The organism is Mycobacterium sp. WUMAC-067 (genome assembly GCF_020217485.1).
GTDB lineage: Bacteria > Actinomycetota > Actinomycetes > Mycobacteriales > Mycobacteriaceae > Mycobacterium.
Genome location: NZ_JAEKMI010000021.1, coordinates 14,765 through 31,892, shown reverse-complemented (window position 1 = coordinate 31,892; position 17,128 = coordinate 14,765). Strand labels below are relative to the sequence as shown.

The following is a 17,128-nucleotide window of genomic DNA, read 5'->3' as shown; positions in this document are numbered from 1 at the left end:
GGCCGCATCGACGGTAAATTGCGAGCATGACCGATACCGGCGGCGACATGGTGGCGTTGCGCGTCTCCGACGCCGACCGCAACGGCACGATGCGGCGGCTGCACAACGCGGTCGCGCTCGGGCTGATCGACATCGACGAGTTCGAGCAGCGCTCGTCGCAGGTGTCCTACGCGCGCACGCGCGGCGAGCTGGACGGTCTGGTCGGTGATCTGCCGGGGCCGGGGGCCATCGTCACCTCGGCGGCCGACCGGGTGGAACTGCGCGGCTGGGCGGGCTCGCTCAAGCGGCACGGCGAATGGACGGTGCCCACCCGCCTGGCGCTGGTGCGCCGGCTGGGGTCGGTGGAACTCGACCTCACCAAGGCCCGGTTCGCCGGGCCGGTGGTGGTCATCGAACTGGACATGCGGTTCGGCTCGGTGGAGATCCGATTGCCCGATGGCGCCAGCGCGTCGATCGACGACGTCGAGGTCTACGTCGGCAGCGCCAGCGATCGCCGCAAAGACCCGCCCGGCGAGGGCAGGCCGCACGTCGTGCTGACCGGGCGGGTGGTGTGCGGCTCGGTGATCATCCGGGGCCCGCGCCGCTCGCTGCTGCGCCGCCAGCGACTCTGATCGGCCCGGGGGCCCGGTTAAGCTGGTCGCATGCCCGCTCGCACCGCGCTTTCCCCCGGAGAGTTGTCCCCGACTCTGCCGGTGCCCGGCAGCATCCCGCGCCCCGAGTACGCCTGGAAGCCGACGGTCCAGGAGGGCAGCGAGCCGTGGGTGCAGACGCCCGAGGTGATCGAGAAGATGCGGGTCGCCGGCCGCATCGCGGCGCGCGCGCTGGTGGAGGCGGGCAAGGCGGTCGCGCCGGGCGTGACCACCGACGAGCTGGACCGGATCGCCCACGAATACATGGTCGATCACGGCGCCTACCCGTCGACGCTGGGCTACAAGGGCTTTCCGAAGTCGTGCTGCACGTCGCTCAACGAGGTCATCTGCCACGGCATCCCCGACTCGACGGTGATCGCCGACGGCGACATCGTCAACATCGACGTCACCGCCTACATCGACGGGGTGCACGGCGACACCAACGCCACGTTCCTGGCCGGCGACGTCTCGGAAGAGCACCGGCTGCTGGTGGAGCGAACCCGGGAGGCGACGATGCGCGCCATCAACGCCGTCAAGCCCGGGCGTGCCCTGTCGGTCGTCGGCCGCGTCATCGAGTCGTACGCGAATCGGTTCGGCTACAACGTGGTTCGCGATTTCACCGGTCACGGTATCGGCACCACGTTTCACAACGGCCTGGTCGTCCTGCACTACGACCAGCCGTCCGTGTCGACGATCATGCAGCCGGGCATGACGTTCACCATCGAGCCGATGATCAACCTCGGCGGCCTGGACTACGAGATCTGGGACGACGGCTGGACGGTGGTCACCAAGGACCGCAAGTGGACCGCGCAGTTCGAGCACACCCTGCTGGTCACCGACACCGGCGCCGAAATCCTCACGCTGCCGTGAGGCTCTCACTGCTCGCCACAACGAGGTGAGCGGGGCGCTGCTGGTCGCCGGCACCAGCTCCGACGCCGGCAAATCGGTGGTGGTCGCCGCCCTGTGCCGGCTACTGGCCCGCCGCGGAATTCGGGTCGCCCCGTTCAAGGCGCAGAACATGTCCAACAATTCCGTGGTCACCGTCGAAGGCGGCGAAATCGGCCGCGCCCAGGCGATTCAGGCCCGCGCGGCCGGTCTGGAACCCAGCGTGCGGTTCAACCCGATCCTGCTCAAACCGGGCAGCGACCGCACCTCGCAGCTCGTGATCAAGGGCCGGGTCGCCGACTCGGTCAGCGCGAAAAGCTATGTGCGGCACCGCGATCGGCTCGCCGCCGTCGTGCTCGACGAATTGACGTGCCTGCGCGACGAATTCGACGCGGTGATCTGCGAGGGTGCGGGCTCTCCGGCCGAAATCAACCTGCGCGCCACGGATTTGGCCAACATGGGATTGGCGAGGGCGGCCAACCTGCCGGTGGTCCTGGTCGGTGACATCGACCGCGGCGGCCTGCTCGCGCACCTGTTCGGGACGGTCGCGGTGCTCGAGCCCGACGACCAGGCGCTGATCTCCGGTTACATCGTCAACAAATTCCGGGGCGATCCCGCGCTGCTGGAGCCGGGATTGCGCCAGCTGCAGGCCATGACGGGCCGGCCCACCTTCGGGGTGCTGCCGTACGCCGACGAGCTGTGGCTGGACGCCGAGGACTCGCTGTCGGTGGTCGCGCACCGCGTCATCGGCGCGCCCGTCCCGCCGCGCGGTGACGAGTGGTTGCGGGTGGCGGCGGTCCGGCTGCCCCGGATTTCCAACTCCACCGACGTCGAGGCGCTGGCGTGCGAACCGGGGGTGTTGGTGCGCTGGGTCGCCGACCCCGCCGACGCGGCCGACGCCGACCTGGTCGTCATCCCCGGCAGCAAGGCCACCGTCGCCGACCTGTCCTGGCTGTGCGAGCGCGGCCTGGCCGAGGCGATCGTGGCGCACGCGCGGGCCGGCAAGCCGGTGCTGGGGATCTGCGGGGGATTTCAGATGCTGTGCCGTCGCATCGACGACCCGGTGGAGTCCGGGGCGGGCGACGTGCCGGGGCTGGGCCTGCTGGACGCCGACATCGCCTTCGATCCGGCCAAGACCTTGCGCCGCTGGCAACGTGGGATCGACGGTCCCTTGAGCGGATACGAGATCCACCACGGGCGGATCGCCCGCTGCGCCGAGCAAACGTGGTTCGACGCGGGCGCCGAGCCGCGACCGCAAGGTGTGGTGCGCGGCGCGGTCTTTGGGACGCATTGGCACGGCCTGCTCGACAACGACGACTTCCGGCGCGCCTGGCTCACCCGGGTCGCCGACGCCGCCGGCCGGCGCGGCTTCGTCGTCGACGACGGCACCAACGTCGCGGCGCGACGCGACGCCCAACTCGATCTCGCCGCCGACCTGCTGGCCGCCCACCTCGACGTCGACGCCGTCCTCGGGCTGCTGCACGGGCCGCCACCGACGCGGCCCTGTCTCGTAAGTCGGTTGCGCCCGTAGGACTTTCGTCGACGTCGCGAAGTGAACATCGCTGTTGACGCCGTGGCCGTAACGCCGTCATACGATGCCGGTGGAAACTGTGTCCCTGTATCACATGCCCCAGAATCGTCGCGCACCCATGCCGTTTGGCTGTAGCGTGCTTGGGTGTCCTCGATGATGACCACCCTGGAGGGGTTCCCGGTCCCGGTCGTTGTGGCCGGACCGGAGACGGGCGTCGTCGTCGTCATATTGGGCGACGAGGAGCGCGCCCCCGCCGCGTATGACGCGGTCTGCGAGCGCCTGCACACCGCATCGCTGCGGACGGTCGTTGTCGGCTTCGACCCGCGGCTGACCCCCAAGTCGGTGATCGGCATTCTCGACGCGCTGGGAATCGGCTGGGCCGTCGTCATGGGCGACCGCGCCGGCGGCGACCTCGCCTGGGAACTGACGGCGACCCGGCTGGGCCGGTTCGTGGGACTGGTGGTGATCGATCGCGGGCATCCGCGCGCCGGCGACCGCGACGGCGCCATCCGCGACGGACATTGCCCGCCGGTCGAGATCGGCACCACCGTCTTGGTCAGCTCGCCGGCCGCCCGGTCGGTGGCCCAGGCCAGCCAGCAATACGTCTACGCCGACTACCGGGTGGTGCACCTGGGACGGCGCACCGTGCAGGAGTCGACGGCGCAATTGGCCGCCGAGATCATTTTGCGCACCAGCACCTGGTAGCGCCTGGTTGACTAGCGGTCATGGCCTCCGAAGATGACGCCGTGACCGACCCGAACGCCGCGATGCTCTCGCTGACCGCCCTGCAGCAACTGGTGGCCGGCGGCGCGGTGGACACGGTCATCGTGGCGTTCGCCGACATGCAGGGACGCCTGGTCGGCAAGCGGGTGGACGCGCACCTGTTCGTCGACGAGGTGGCCGCCCACGGCGCCGAGTGCTGCGGCTATCTGCTGGCGGTCGACGTCGACATGAACACCGTCGGTGGCTACGCGATGTCGAGCTGGGACACCGGATACGGCGACACGGTGCTGACGCCTGACCTGTCCACCCTGCGGCGCATTCCCTGGCTGCCCGGGACCGCGTTGGTGATCGCCGACGTGGGCTGGGCCGACGGCAGCCCGGTCGCCGTGTCGCCGCGGGCCATCCTGCGCCGCCAGCTCGACCGGCTGGCCCGGCGCGGCCTGATCGCCGACGCCGCGACCGAGCTGGAATTCATGGTGTTCGACGAGCCGTATCGCCAGGCGTGGGCCAGCGGATACCGCGGGCTGACCCCGGCCAGCGACTACAACATCGACTATGCGATCGCGGCGTCGTCGCGCATGGAGCCGCTGCTGCGTGACATCCGGCGCGGGATGGCCGGCGCGGGACTGCAATTCGAGGCCGTCAAAGGCGAATGCAACAGGGGGCAGCAGGAGATCGGATTCCGCTACGACGAGGCGCTGGTCACCTGCGACAACCACGTCATCTACAAGAACGGGGCCAAGGAGATCGCCGATCAGCACGGCAAAAGCCTGACATTCATGGCGAAATACGATGAGCGAGAAGGCAACAGCTGCCACGTACACCTCTCGCTGCGCGACCCGCAGGGTGGCGCGGTGTTCGCCGACCCCGGGCACCCGCACGGCATGTCGTCGACATTCGGCAGCTTCCTGGCCGGCCTGCTGGTCACCCTGCGCGACTTCACCCTGTTCTATGCGCCGAACATCAACTCCTACAAGCGATTCGCCGACGGCAGCTTCGCGCCCACCGCGCTGGCCTGGGGGCTGGACAACCGCACCTGCGCGCTGCGGGTGGTCGGCCACGGGCCCAACACCCGGGTCGAGTGCCGGGTGCCCGGCGGCGACGTCAACCCGTATCTGGCGGTGGCGGCGATCGTCGCCGGCGGGCTGTACGGTATCGAACGGGGCCTCGAGCCACCGGAGCCCTACGCGGGGAACGCCTATCACGCCCCCGGCGTCGAGCGGCTGCCCGCCACCCTGGCCGAGGCGGCCTCGGCCTTCGAGCGCTCGACCCTCGCGCGGGAGGTGTTCGGCGACGACGTGGTCGCCCACTACCTGAACAACGCCCGCGTGGAGCTGGCGGCCTTCAATGCGGCGGTCACCGACTGGGAAAGGACGCGTGGTTTTGAACGGCTCTGAGCTGGATGGTGGCGACCCGCTGCGCCCGGCTGCGCCGCGCTTGCGATCGCCACGGGCACCAAGCCGCCCGGTGGTGGGCCTGACCACGTACCTGGAGCGGGTGCAGACCGGAATCTGGGACATCCCGGCCGGATACCTGCCGACCGACTACTTCGAGGGCGTCATCCAGGCCGGCGGGATCGCCGTGCTGCTGCCCCCGCAACCCGTGGACGCCGAGATCGTCGGCGCGGTGCTCGACGGCCTGCACGCGCTGGTGATCACCGGCGGCTATGACCTCGACCCCGCCAGCTACGGCCAGCAACCGCATCCGGCGACCGACGAACCCCGCACCGACCGCGACGCCTGGGAGTTCGCGCTGCTGCGCGGCGCGCTGGACCGGGGGCTGCCGGTGCTCGGGATCTGCCGCGGCGCACAGGTGCTCAACGTCGCGCTCGGCGGCACGCTGCACCAGCACCTGCCCGACGTGCTTGGCCACTGCGGGCACCGCGCCGGCGACGGGGTGTTCACCCGGTTGCCGGTGCGCACCGTGGCGGGCACCCGGCTGGCCGCGCTGGTGGGGGAGACCGCCGACGCCCCGTGCTATCACCACCAGGCCATCGACCGGGTCGGGGACGGACTGGTGGTCAGCGCGACCGATGCCGACGGCGTCGTCGAGGCCCTGGAGCTCCCCGGGGACCGGTTTGTGCTTGCCGTGCAATGGCATCCGGAACAGTCCCTGGAGGATCTGCGGTTGTTCGCCGCGATCGTGGACGCGGCCCGGTCGTATGCGGGGCGCTGACATGAGCGCCACCCAACTGATCAACCCGGCGACCGAGGAAGTGCTGCGCTCGGTCGAGCACGTCGACGCCGCGGCCGTCGACGACGCGGTGGCCCGGGCCCGGGCGGCGCAGCGGCGGTGGGCGCGGCGGTCACCGGCCGAACGGGCGGCCGGCCTAAGGGCTTTCGCCGCCGCCGTCGACACCCATGTCGACGAGCTGGCGGCCCTCGAGGTCGCCAACGCGGGGCATCCCGTCGCCTCGGCCGAGTGGGAGGCAGGCCACGTCCGCGACGTGCTGACCTACTACGCCGCCAGCCCGGAACGATTGTCCGGCAAGCAAATTCCGGTGGCCGGCGGCCTCGACGTCACCTTCAACGAGCCGCTGGGTGTGGTCGGGGTGATCACCCCGTGGAACTTCCCGATGCCCATCGCCTCCTGGGGCTTCGCGCCGGCCCTGGCCGCCGGCAACGCCGTGCTGATCAAGCCCGCCGAGGCGACGCCGCTGACCACGATCCGGCTCGGCGAGCTGGCGGCGGAGGCCGGCCTGGACGAAGGCCTGCTCCAGGTGTTGCCCGGGCCGGGCGCGGTGGTCGGGGAGCGGTTCGTCACGCATCCCGATGTTGCCAAGATCGTGTTCACCGGCTCGACCGAAGTCGGCAAAAGGGTGCTGGCCGGCGCGGCCGCCCGGGTGAAGCGGGTGACCCTGGAGCTGGGCGGCAAGAGCGCCAACATCGTGTTTGCCGACTGCGATCTGGAGCGGGCCGCCGCCACCGCGCCGGCCGGCGTCTTCGACAATGCCGGGCAGGACTGCTGCGCCCGCAGCCGGATCCTGGTGCAGCGCAGCGTGTATGACCGCTTCATGGAGCTGCTCGAACCCGCGGTCAAGGGCGTCGTCGTCGGCGATCCCGCGTCCCGGGACACCGAGATGGGCCCGCTGGTGTCGGCCGCGCACCGCGCCAAGGTGGCCTCCTACGTGCCCGACGGCGCGCCGGTCGCGTTTCGCGGCACCGCGCCGAGCGGGCGCGGATTCTGGTTCCCGCCAACGGTTCTGACCCCGCAGCGCACCGACCGCAGCGTCACCGAGGAGATCTTCGGCCCGGTGGTCACCGTGCTGGCCTTCGACGACGAGCAGGACGCCGTCGCGCTGGCCAACGACACCGCCTACGGCCTGTCCGGATCGATCTGGACGAACGATCTGTCGCGTGCCCTGCGCGTGTCTCGCGCGGTCGAATCCGGCAATCTGTCGGTGAATTCGCACTCTTCGGTCCGGTACAACACCCCGTTCGGCGGGTTCAAGCAGTCGGGCCTGGGCCGCGAGCTGGGCCCGGACGCGCCGTTGGGATTCACCGAGACCAAGAACGTCTTCATCGCGATCGGAGAGGATTAGGTGGTGGCGGTCGATCTCACCCAACGGTTGGCGGGCCGGGTCGCCGTCGTCACCGGCGCCGGCGGCGGCATCGGGTTGGCGTCGGCGCGGCGCATGCGCGCCGAAGGCGCCACCATCGTGGTCGCCGACGTCGACGGCGACGCGGGCGCCGCCGCGGCCGACGAGCTGTCCGGCCTGTTCGTGCCCACCGACGTCGCCGACGAGGACGCGGTCAACGCGCTGTTCGATACCGCGGCCCAGGCCTACGGCCGCGTCGACATCGCGTTCAACAACGCCGGCATCTCGCCGCCCGACGACGACCTCATCGAGAACACCGAACTGCCCGCCTGGCAACGCGTCCAGGACGTCAACCTGAAGTCGGTGTACCTCTGCTGCCGGGCGGCGTTGCGGCACATGGTTCCCGCGCGGCGGGGCTCGATCATCAACACTGCGTCGTTCGTCGCCGTCCTGGGGTCGGCGACGTCGCAAATCTCCTACACCGCCTCCAAGGGCGGCGTGCTGGCCATGTCGCGGGAACTGGGGGTGCAGTTCGCCCGGCAGGGCATCCGGGTGAACGCCCTGTGCCCGGGGCCGGTCAACACCCCACTGCTGCAAGAGCTTTTCGCCACGGACCCCGAACGGGCCGCCCGCCGGCTGGTGCACGTGCCGGTGGGCCGCTTCGCCGACCCCGGCGAAATCGCTGCCGCGGTCGCGTTTTTGGCGAGCGACGACGCGTCGTTCATCACGGCGTCGACGTTCCTGGTCGACGGCGGCATCAGCTCGGCCTACGTGACCCCGCTCTAGCCGCCGTATTCACCGGCCGGATGCCGCACCGGCCGTGACCACGCGCGCGTGTTCGCCCGGTCCCCGCGCAACGCCTGGGCGTCGGGTGCGGCCGTGGCCCAGGTGCGCGGCACCGACAGCGCGCCGAGCGATATCGCGCGGCCGAGGCGCGCGCTGACCCCGTTGGCGGCGGCCGGTTTGGGGAAAAGTGTTCGCAGCGCCGCCGCCTTGTTCATCGAATTCAGGTGGCCGATCGCGAAATCCGACGGCGCGGTCAGCGAATTGAGCTTCGACAGCGACGGTGTCACCGAGGCAAGGGACGCCTCGAACGTGGTCTGCGTTGCCGACGACAGGTGCTTGAGGGCACCCGGAATGGCCGACATCACTTGGCGGGCGGCCGATACGACCTCGGGCGCCGCCTTCAACGGCCAGGTGTCTGCGGGTGCACCGGCATCGGCGGGCGGCGGGGCGAACGGGGTCATCGTCACCGCGTTGGCGGCGGCGCAGGCGTAGGCGTACATGGCACCGGCATTGCGCGCCCACATGGCGTCGTATTCGGTGTCGACGTCCGCGATCGCCGCGCTGTGCTGGCCCAGACAGTTCGCCGACACCAGCGCCGTGCGGCGCGTGCGGTTGCCGGCGATCGCCGGTGGGGGCACCGTCGCCGCGAACGCCGCCTCGTGCGCCCCGGCCGCCGCACCGAGCTGGACGGCCGCCTCCTGGCTTCGTGCGGCGTTGGCGTCCAGCCAGTCGGTGTAGAGCGCGGCGGCGTCGCGCAGCGCCGAGGGCGTGCCCTCCCATTGCGCCACCAGCTTCGCGGTCACCGCCCGGTAGTCGGCCGCCGCGGTGCACAGCCACGCGGCGAGTTTGTCCCACGCCGCGGCGGCCGCGACCATGGATCCCGCGCCGGGACCCGAATACATCAGCCCGGAGTTGATCTCCGGTGGGAGCGTCGCGAAATCCATCACAGCCTCCGCCGGGGGAGGGCGGTGTGGTTGGTGCTCGAAAACATGGGGGCGTCCTTCACGAGATAGGCACGGGGGTGACAAGCCCTTTCGCGCGAATGCGCGGCGTGCGGCGATCAGACGCGGGCGATGCAGAGCCGGGTCAAGGTATCTCGGTCGGCGGGAATGGTTGCGGGAGAACGGGATTGGGTGTCGTCGGGCGGGACCCGCGCCGGGCCGAACATCGTCGGCGCCGGCGACAGGGCCGAGTGGGCTGACCAACGGTTCCAGGACTGGGGCCGTTCCTTCGTCATCCACATGCTGTGGAACGGCTTCTTGGTGGTGTTGTTGGCCGGCGCCGGCGACTGCGCCGCGGCCAGCGCCGGGCGGGCGACGGCCGCGTCGCGGCCCCGCGGGAGCGCGTGCGCGCCGGCCCCCGGGGTGGCGCCGGACCAGGCGGCCGGCTCCGGCAGGGTCGCCGCGGCGAACTGGGGCCGCAGCGACGAACCCGCGATCAGGGCGACGAACACACCCAGCGCTGCGACGATCGCGGTGGCGAGCTGCCACCGCCGAGTTTCACCGCCGCCCCGGAACAACACAGTGGGCCGAATGTACAACGTCAATCGTGGTAAACCGGTCGGAACGAGCTGTGAAGTCGGTCCGAATCCACGGTCGGTGCAGCTAGGGGCGGAAAACGATGAGCGGGATCGCCATCTCGGCCGGGCTGGCTCCGCCGTGGAAACCGATCAGGCGGGACGCTTCTGGGGGCTCGTGCGCGCTGGCCAGCACCGCCGTGTCGCCCGAGCAGACGACCACCACGTCGCCGAGCCGCTCCAGGTGCGCCGCGGCGACCGGCCCGAACATCCCGGTGTTCACCGCCTGCTCGCGGCTGTACACGGTGGCCCGGGCGCCCAGGACCTCGGCCCATGCGGCCTGCACATCGGGCCCGGCGCCCGGTTCGGTATGCAGGTAGCGGACCCGAGGCTCGCCGGCGACCACCCGGACGCCCTGAACCAACCGCGGATCGGCGTCCAGGTCGATACGGGCCTCCGGCGGGACGTTGAGGCCCCCGTGGTCGGCGGTCACCAGCAGCGCCGCGTTCGGCGGCAGCGCCTCGAGCAGGCGCGAGAGGAGCGCGTCGACGCTGGCCGCCGCCGCATGCCACTGCTCGGAGCTGACGCCGAAGACGTGCGCCGCGGTGTCGAGCTCGGCGGTGTAGCCGTAGACCAGCCCGGGCGCCGAAAGCAGGTCGTCGATCACCAGCCGCGCGTAGTCGTCGGCGGGGCCGGCGGGGCGAAATTCCGCACCGCGGTAGGCGGCCTCGGTCAGCCCGCTGCCGAGGAACGGCGCCGGCAGCACCGCGCGGGCGCTGACGCCGGCCTCTTTGAGCCGCTGGAACCAGGTCGGCACCGGCTGCCAGACGGTCGGGGACGGGTCGTCGCGCCACCGGACGTGGTTGAGCACCGTCTCGGTGCCCGGCACCCGCAGGGTGAAGCCCAGCACGCCGTGCTCGCCGGGCGCCGCGCCGGTGCCCAGGGACACCAGGCTGGTCGGCGTGGTCGACGGGAAGGTGCACTCCAGCTGGGTCAGCCGGCCGGTGGCGCCGGCCAGCACGGAGGCCAGCAGCGGCGCGCCGCCGGCCAGCCGCGGAAGCAGGTGCCAGCCCAACCCGTCCACCAGCACGACGAGCACCCGGTCGATCCGATCGGAGCCGGCCCGGTCGGTCACCGCCAGCGTGTCGACCGCGCCCGGAACGCCGAGCAGGGCGGCCGCGGCGGGCAGCACGTCGCGCAGGGAACCGGACACCGGGCCAGTCTGACGTCGAAGCTAGACGCGCGCCAGTCGATGGTCGGTCACCGGCAATTGCCGGTTCGTGCTGTCAGCCAGCGCGCACAGCTGGCGGCGGTGGTCGTCATCGCGTCGCCTCCTCCCGCGCCGTCAGCACCGAGACCGCGGCCCGGCCCAGCGCGGGTCCGCCCTCGTTCGGCGGCACACTGTGATGGGCGAGAACCTCAAAACCATTGCGCTGCAATACATCACGGCAGGCACACGTCGGCAGAACATTCTGGAACACCCCGCCGGTGAGGCCCACCAACCGGGTCGTGCCGGCCACCCGCGCGACCACGTCGGCGACCGCGTCCGCGACGGCGTGGTGGAAGGCCGCGGCCAGCACCGCGCGCGGCGTCCCGGCATACAGCGCCGCGACCATCGTCTGCACCATCGGCACCGGATCGATCACCCCGTCAGAGCGCACCGCCAGCGGCAACGACGGACGTGGCCGCCCGGGATCGTGGTCGGCCGACTCCGCCAGCGCCTCGAGCTCGATGGCGGCTTGCCCCTCGTAGTCGATACGGTGCCGCACCCCGAGCAGGGAGGCGACCGCGTCGAACAGCCGTCCCATGCTCGAGCAGGGCACACAGCCCGTCCCGGTCTCCAGTTGCGAACGAACCAGGCGCAGTTCGTCATCGGTCGCGGCGGCGACGGGCGCCAGATCCGGAGTCCAGTCGATGTCGGCCGCCCAGAGCTGGGACAGCGCCATCCGCCACGGATTGCGCACCGCTGCATCGCCGCCCGGCAGCGGCACCGGCAACAGGTGGCCGGCCCGGACGAAACGGTGGCTCCGGGCGTCCAGCGTCAAAATCTCACCGCCCCAGATCATTTCGTCGCAGCCGTAACCGGTGCCGTCGAAAAAGACCCCGACGATGGGTTCGCCGATGCGCCCGTGTTCGGCCAGCAGCGACACCACGTGGGCGTCGTGGTGCTGAACCAGATCCGGCGGTATGCCCAGACACATGATTCAGCACCTGTCTTCGGCCGCGAACAATGGCGATCCGTGCAACGCCGCGACGATCTCTTCGACCGCCCGCGCCGCCCGGGGGACGGCCTTGGCGACGGGTTCGGTCAGCCCGATGCCCTCGTCGACGCTGCCCGCCTCGCACCCGACGACCACGGTGTAGGGCGGACGGCCGCCCAGCGCCCGCAGGCTGGCGAAGACCGCGGCCGGATCCATGCTGTGACCATCCAGACCGACTGTCCGCGAAGGTGATTCGTGATCGGCCTGAAAGACGTGCAACGTGCCGGGATGGCCGCGGCTGGGTACGGCGTCGACGAGGACCAGCGTGTCCCACTCCTCGAGCAGGTCATAGGCCAGGTGCATCCCTCTGATTCCGTAGTCGATGACCTGGACTGTCGGATCATCCTGCGGCAGTTCGGCATTGCGGACCACTTCCGAGCCGAACCCGTCGTCCCCCAGGAAGATGTTGCCGATCCCGGCTACCAGGATGCGCGCTGTCATGCCGGCACCCGGGTCGGCCGGCCGGGATCGTCCACCTCGCGCCACTGCGCTTGTCTTGCTGAAGTTTCCGTCGGCTGCACCGGGCGATCCGCCATGGCGTCACCCCCGACGGGTGACTGTGTCGGCGCTTGCGGTCTGTCCAGGGACTTGCCTTCCATTCCAGTCTCTTCGGGTCGCGCTGACGGGCATTCGTCGGTGCGTGCGAAAGGGAGCGCGCCGACCCGGTAGCTGACCTACCGGGCGCGGCGCGTTCGGATGGTGAGTTGGTTGCCGTGATGGCGCCACGGCGGTTGTGTGTCGACGGTGCGTTCCGTGATACCCCTCAAACTTCGAATCACGGTTCCGTGCAGACGCGACGCGGCGCCCGAGGCCTTGCCGCGCAGAGCATGGGTCAACGGTTGTGCTGTCTTGACTGCTGCTTCCGTTGGCATGCTGCAGCTTTCCGGAGCCGGGCCGGGGCTCCTGCGCCGCCGGAGTCGACCGTCGGCCCACTTGCGCGGCGCTGTTTTTTGGGTCTACTCCCGCTGCCGGGCGTTGTCAACGCTTCGCGCCGCGCACGCCCGTGCCCGGTGACCCGCTAGGTCGCGGACTCGGCCCCCAGATCGGCGGGGCCCCACTTCTCTTCGATGCGGCCGTAGCGCCAGACGAGCAGGGCCACCGCCCAGGTGACGACGAACATGCCGACGACGATGTAGCCCACCGTGTTGAGGTCGAGCCCGCCGATCCAGTTCCAGAACGCGCCCCGCCAACCGAATTGGTCGGCGAACAGGACGAGCAGTTCGACGCTCCCGATCAGCAGGGCGACCGCCACCGACAGCGCGGTGATGGTGATGTTGTAGTAGATCTTGCGCACCGGATTGGAAAAGGCCCACCCGTAGGCGAAATTCATGAACGAGCCGTCGATGGTGTCCAGCAGGCACATGCCCGCGGTGAACAGCACCGGCAGGCACACGATGGCGTACCACGGCAGCCCGGCCGCGGCGCTGGTGCCGGCCAGCACCAGCAGCGCGATCTCGGTGGCGGTGTCGAAACCCAGCCCGAACAGCAACCCGATCGGATAGCAGTGCCACGACTTGGTGATCGACTTGGTGAACCGGCCGAGGAGCCGGTTCATCAGTCCGCGGCTCTGCAATTGCCGCTCGAGTTCGGCCCCGTCGGTGTCGGGATCGTATTCGCCGCGGCGCAACCGCGCGAAGACGCGCAGGATGCCGACCAGGACGATGACGTTGAGAAGGGCGATGGCGTACAGGAACACGCCGGAGACGCTGGTGCCGATCAACCCGGTGTAGTGGTGCAGCGTCGAGGAGTCGTCCTCGACCGGCCCGACGACCGTCTTCACCCCGCACGCCAGCAACAGCGCCAGCCCGAACACCACCGTGGAGTGGCCCAGCGAAAAGAAGAAGCCGACGCCCAGCGGACGCTGCCCATCGTTCATCAGCTTGCGGGTGGTGTTGTCGATGGCGGCGATGTGGTCGGCGTCGAAGGCGTGCCGCATGCCCAGGGTATAGGCCGTCAATCCGATGCCGACGCCAAAAGCTTTGCCGCCCAAGCTGTATTGGGCCGGAGCCACCAAGAGCACCAGGGTGAGCCAGCCGAGCAGGTGCAGCGCGAGGATGACCGCCAGCATCGAGGCCAGGCGCCACCACTCCGCGCGGGTCAGCGAGCCGAGCAGCCTGGTGGTCCGTGACGGCCGCCAGTCGATCTCCGTGCTGGCCACTGGGGTCCTTCCGGCGCATCCGTGCGGTGTCGGGCAGAGAACAACCGGCACGACTGTAAGTACCGCGCCGCGCCAGTTGCAAGTGAATCGCAGAATCGTGGCCCTCGATCGCGTCGAAGGCTGGCGATCCCGGCGCCGCGGCGTGACACTGAACCGGTGACGCCCAAGCCGCCATTACTCGATGCCTCGGTCACCGAGCGGATCGGCGATCTGCTGCGCGCCCGCGGGCTGCGGCGGATGGCGTCGCGGATCCAGGTGCTGGCGGTGCTCGAACCGGTCAACGGACACCTGTCGGTGGCCGAGATCGACCGGCGCATGCGTGAATGTCTGCCCCCGGGAGCCCAGGCGCCCGACGTGGCCACCGTCTACCGCACGGTGACCACCCTGGTCGATCAGGGGGTGCTGCACGCGCTGACCGTCGACGGGGGTGTCACGACCTACGGGCTGGCCACCGCGCCGCACCACCACGCGGTATGTACGAAGTGCGGCACGATCATCGAGGTGCCCGCCCGCCGGCTGAGCCTGGCGCTCGAGCATGCGATCGCGGGCAGTTCCTTCGCGCTGTCGGAGGCGGCGGGACTGACGCTGCACGGCGTGTGTCCCCAGTGCCAGAACGACGAACCCCCCGCCCGGGCGCGCCGCCGCTGAGGTCAGTGCAGACCCAGGAGCGCGTTCTCCACCACCTCGGGCAGCGCCGGGTGGATCCAGTACTGCCCGCGGGCCATCTGCGGCGCGGTCAACCCGAAGCTCATCGCCTGGATCAACGGCTGGATGATCGACGAGGCCTGATGGCCCATGATGTGCGCGCCCAGCAGGCGCCCGGTGCCGCGCTCGGCGACGAGCTTGACGATCCCGGTGGTGTCCTCCGACGCCCAGCCGTAGGCGACGTCGCCGTAGTCCTGGATCTTCACCGAGACCTTGAAACCTTTTGCGAGGGCCTCGTTTTCGGTCAGCCCCACCGAGGCGACCTGCGGATCGGTGAACACCGCCGCGGGCACGTAGCGATGGTCGGTGACGGCCATCGCTACGGTATCGTCCCAGTCGCAGAACAGGTTGTGCTGCACGACGCGCGCCTCGTGGTTGGCCACGTGCTTGAGCTCATAAGGCGACGAGACGTCGCCGAGCGCGAAAACCCCACGCGCCGTGGTCCGCTGGTACTGATCCACGGCCACCAGGCCGTCCTCGACGGCTACGCCGGCCTGCTCGAGGTCAAGCTGATCGGCGTTGGACACCCGGCCGGTCGCCACCAGCAGCGCGTCGGCGCGCACGGTGCGACCGTCGTCGAGTTGCACCGCGACGCCCGAACCGTGGTTTTCGGCGCCCACGACGTTGCGGTGGGTGTGCAGCTCCCATTTGCTCGCAGCGATGCGGGTGAAGCGCTCGCCGATGACGTCGTCGAGATGCCGCAGCAATGTGGAGCCCCGGACCACCAGGGTGACGCGCGAGCCCAGCGAGGAAAAGATGTGGGCGAATTCGGCCGCGACGAAACCGCCCCCCACGATCAACAGATGCTCCGGCAGTGCGGGGATTCGCATGATCGTGTCGCTGGTGTGGTACGTCGCGCCGCACTCGAGGATCGCCGGCGGCACCACGGCCCGCGCGCCGGCCGCGATCACCACCTGGTCGGCCGTGAACTCGTCGCCGGCGTCGGTGCGCAACAGGTAGCGCCCGTCGGCCTGGACCGGGCCGAACCGGGTGTGCTGTTTGTACACGTCGATATTGGGCGCGGAATTCCGATAATCCTCACCGCTGACCCCGATCGGATCGATGCGCCCGAAGACGCGCGAGACGATGTCGTCCCAGCGCACCCGCTCGATGCGCGCGTCGATGCCGAAGCGCGCCGCCTCCCGAATCGTCTGGGCGATTTCGGCGGCGTAGACGAACATCTTGGTCGGGATGCACCCGACGTTCAGGCAGGTGCCGCCGAAGGTGCCCTGCTCGCAGATCGCCACCCGTTTGTCGGCGAAGCGGTCATCGAGAATGCTGTTGCCCGAACCGGTTCCGATGATCGCGATGTCGTAGGTCTCCACCGTCACCCCCTTCCGAACGACACCGGGGCGTCGTTGTTGCTGGTGGGCAGGAACTCGTCCAGCCAGAGATCCAGTTCCCGGTAGGCGACGTCGCGCGGTCCCTCCAGCGACAAGAACACGTCGTGTTTGGCATCGACCACCGGAACGATGGTGCTGCGGTTCCCGATACAGCCTGCCCACCTGGCGATCTGGGTCACGTCGAGAACGGCGTCGCCGCACCGCATGGACGCCGGGTCCGCGGTTTCCGGCACGCTGTGGTCCGAGCGCAGAATCAGGTTCGGCACGCCGACGTCGAGGCCGCGGTGCAGCCGCGCCTGACCGCGGCGGACGGCGTTGAGCCAACCGAACGTGATCGGGAAGCCGCCCACGGGTTTCCACTGCAGGTTGTAGTCGAATTGCCCGCCGTAGTCGCGGTGCAACGTGGTGCCGTAGCCGCCCTCGCCCGGTGGCCGGGCCACCGCCTTGGACCGCACCCGCGACAGACCCGCGATCAGGGCGAGGGTCGCCGAACGCCGCAGAATGGCCGGGCCGGGCAACTCCAAGAACGGGCTGTTGAGCACCAGTCCGCCAATGTTGGCGTGCGCGGCCGGGTTGTGGCGGCGCAACCGGTCCAGCCACAAGGACACGATGAGCCCGCCCGCGGAATGCCCGTACACCAACACTTCGCGGGCCTGCGCGCTCACGGCTCCCAGGGCGTGCTCGAGTTCGGCGTCATAGTTGGCGAGGTCGGTGACGAAGTGCGGTGTCTGGCCGTCGCGCCGCGACCGGCCGCACTTGTGAAGGTCCAGCGCGTAGAAGGCGAAGCCGCGGGCGGCGAAGTGGTCGGCCAGCTCGGTGTGGAAGAAGTAATCGGTGTAGCCGTGCACCGCCAGCACCGCGCGCATCGCCGGGCCCGTCTGGCCGTCCGCCTGTGCCGGCCCGCGCCGGATCAGGGTCGCGACGATGTCGCCCTCACCGGCGGGATCGCAGCCGAGCGCGATGGTGCGCTGCCAATATCCGGGTAGGACATCGGGCACCCAGCCAGTCACGAGGCAAGCTTAGCTTTTGCTGGGCACGGGGAGCCGCACGTCG

General features: G+C 70.2%; 16 protein-coding genes and 1 pseudogene. 9 read left to right on the top strand and 8 right to left on the bottom strand.

The annotated features are described in order from the left end of the window. Positions 1-26: 26 nt before the first annotated feature. From JF781_RS16145 to JF781_RS16110, 8 genes are all read left to right on the top strand, one after another. On the top strand, positions 27-611 hold the full coding sequence (locus JF781_RS16145; protein WP_225328544.1) for a DUF1707 domain-containing protein: 585 nt from the start codon (positions 27-29) through the stop codon (positions 609-611). A 30-nt stretch (positions 612-641) separates the two neighbouring features. Continuing rightward, positions 642-1,499, top strand: coding sequence for a type I methionyl aminopeptidase (gene map / locus JF781_RS16140; protein ID WP_225328543.1), 858 nt, complete (start codon positions 642-644; stop codon positions 1,497-1,499). Between the two features lie 25 nt (positions 1,500-1,524). Further along, entirely contained in the window at positions 1,525-3,045 is a 1,521-nt protein-coding gene (locus JF781_RS16135) for a cobyric acid synthase (protein WP_225328542.1), read from the top strand. A gap of 153 nt (positions 3,046-3,198) precedes the next feature. Continuing rightward, positions 3,199-3,750, top strand: coding sequence for an alpha/beta hydrolase (locus tag JF781_RS16130; RefSeq protein WP_225328598.1), 552 nt, complete (start codon positions 3,199-3,201; stop codon positions 3,748-3,750). Positions 3,751-3,770: 20 nt separating this feature from the next. After that, positions 3,771-5,165, top strand: coding sequence for a glutamine synthetase family protein (locus JF781_RS16125; RefSeq protein WP_255641945.1), 1,395 nt, complete (start codon positions 3,771-3,773; stop codon positions 5,163-5,165). After that, a complete protein-coding gene (locus tag JF781_RS16120; RefSeq protein ID WP_225328541.1) occupies positions 5,116-5,943 on the top strand; it encodes a gamma-glutamyl-gamma-aminobutyrate hydrolase family protein in 828 nt (275 codons plus the stop codon). The genes JF781_RS16125 and JF781_RS16120 overlap by 50 nt, the downstream gene beginning before the upstream one ends. 1 nt (position 5,944) lies before the next feature. Continuing rightward, positions 5,945-7,309 (top strand): aldehyde dehydrogenase, encoded by a 1,365-nt coding sequence (locus tag JF781_RS16115; RefSeq protein ID WP_225328540.1) that lies wholly within the window; start codon positions 5,945-5,947, stop codon positions 7,307-7,309. A 3-nt stretch (positions 7,310-7,312) separates the two neighbouring features. Further along, on the top strand, positions 7,313-8,092 hold the full coding sequence (locus JF781_RS16110; protein ID WP_225328539.1) for a 3-oxoacyl-ACP reductase: 780 nt from the start codon (positions 7,313-7,315) through the stop codon (positions 8,090-8,092). Here JF781_RS16110 and JF781_RS16105 read toward each other — a convergent pair. The 6 genes and pseudogenes from JF781_RS16105 to JF781_RS16080 all read right to left on the bottom strand — a co-directional run bounded on the left by JF781_RS16105 (position 8,089) and on the right by JF781_RS16080 (position 14,027). Beyond that, positions 8,089-9,036, bottom strand: a complete 948-nt coding sequence (locus JF781_RS16105) for a PPE family protein (RefSeq protein ID WP_225328538.1) — start codon at positions 9,034-9,036, stop codon at positions 8,089-8,091. The two genes, JF781_RS16110 and JF781_RS16105, sit on opposite strands and share 4 nt — an antisense overlap. A 116-nt stretch (positions 9,037-9,152) precedes the next feature. Next, positions 9,153-9,614, bottom strand: coding sequence for a hypothetical protein (locus JF781_RS16100; protein ID WP_225341282.1), 462 nt, complete (start codon positions 9,612-9,614; stop codon positions 9,153-9,155). 82 nt (positions 9,615-9,696) lie between these two features. Beyond that, the gene (locus JF781_RS16095) at positions 9,697-10,821 is read right to left on the bottom strand and encodes an alkaline phosphatase family protein (protein ID WP_225330143.1); all 1,125 of its coding nucleotides are present in this window, start codon (positions 10,819-10,821) and stop codon (positions 9,697-9,699) included. 106 nt (positions 10,822-10,927) lie between these two features. Further along, positions 10,928-11,794, bottom strand: a pseudogene (locus tag JF781_RS16090) (hypothetical protein); the annotation flags it as partial. A gap of 18 nt (positions 11,795-11,812) precedes the next feature. After that, on the bottom strand, positions 11,813-12,310 hold the full coding sequence (locus tag JF781_RS16085) for a hydrogenase maturation protease (RefSeq protein ID WP_225330145.1): 498 nt from the start codon (positions 12,308-12,310) through the stop codon (positions 11,813-11,815). 577 nt (positions 12,311-12,887) lie between these two features. Beyond that, complete coding sequence (locus tag JF781_RS16080; RefSeq protein WP_225330146.1) at positions 12,888-14,027, bottom strand: HoxN/HupN/NixA family nickel/cobalt transporter; 1,140 nt, start codon at positions 14,025-14,027, stop codon at positions 12,888-12,890. A gap of 156 nt (positions 14,028-14,183) precedes the next feature. Here JF781_RS16080 and JF781_RS16075 point away from each other — a divergent pair, with 156 nt between their 5' ends. After that, entirely contained in the window at positions 14,184-14,675 is a 492-nt protein-coding gene (locus JF781_RS16075) for a Fur family transcriptional regulator (protein WP_225330147.1), read from the top strand. Positions 14,676-14,677: 2 nt separating this feature from the next. Here JF781_RS16075 and mtr read toward each other — a convergent pair whose 3' ends face one another. Beyond that, entirely contained in the window at positions 14,678-16,057 is a 1,380-nt protein-coding gene (mtr, locus tag JF781_RS16070; RefSeq protein WP_225330148.1) for a mycothione reductase, read from the bottom strand. Positions 16,058-16,059: 2 nt separating this feature from the next. Next, positions 16,060-17,085 carry an alpha/beta hydrolase gene (locus tag JF781_RS16065; protein WP_225330149.1) on the bottom strand — a complete coding sequence of 342 codons (1,026 nt, stop codon included), beginning with the start codon at positions 17,083-17,085 and terminating at the stop codon, positions 16,060-16,062. Positions 17,086-17,128: the final 43 nt, after the last annotated feature.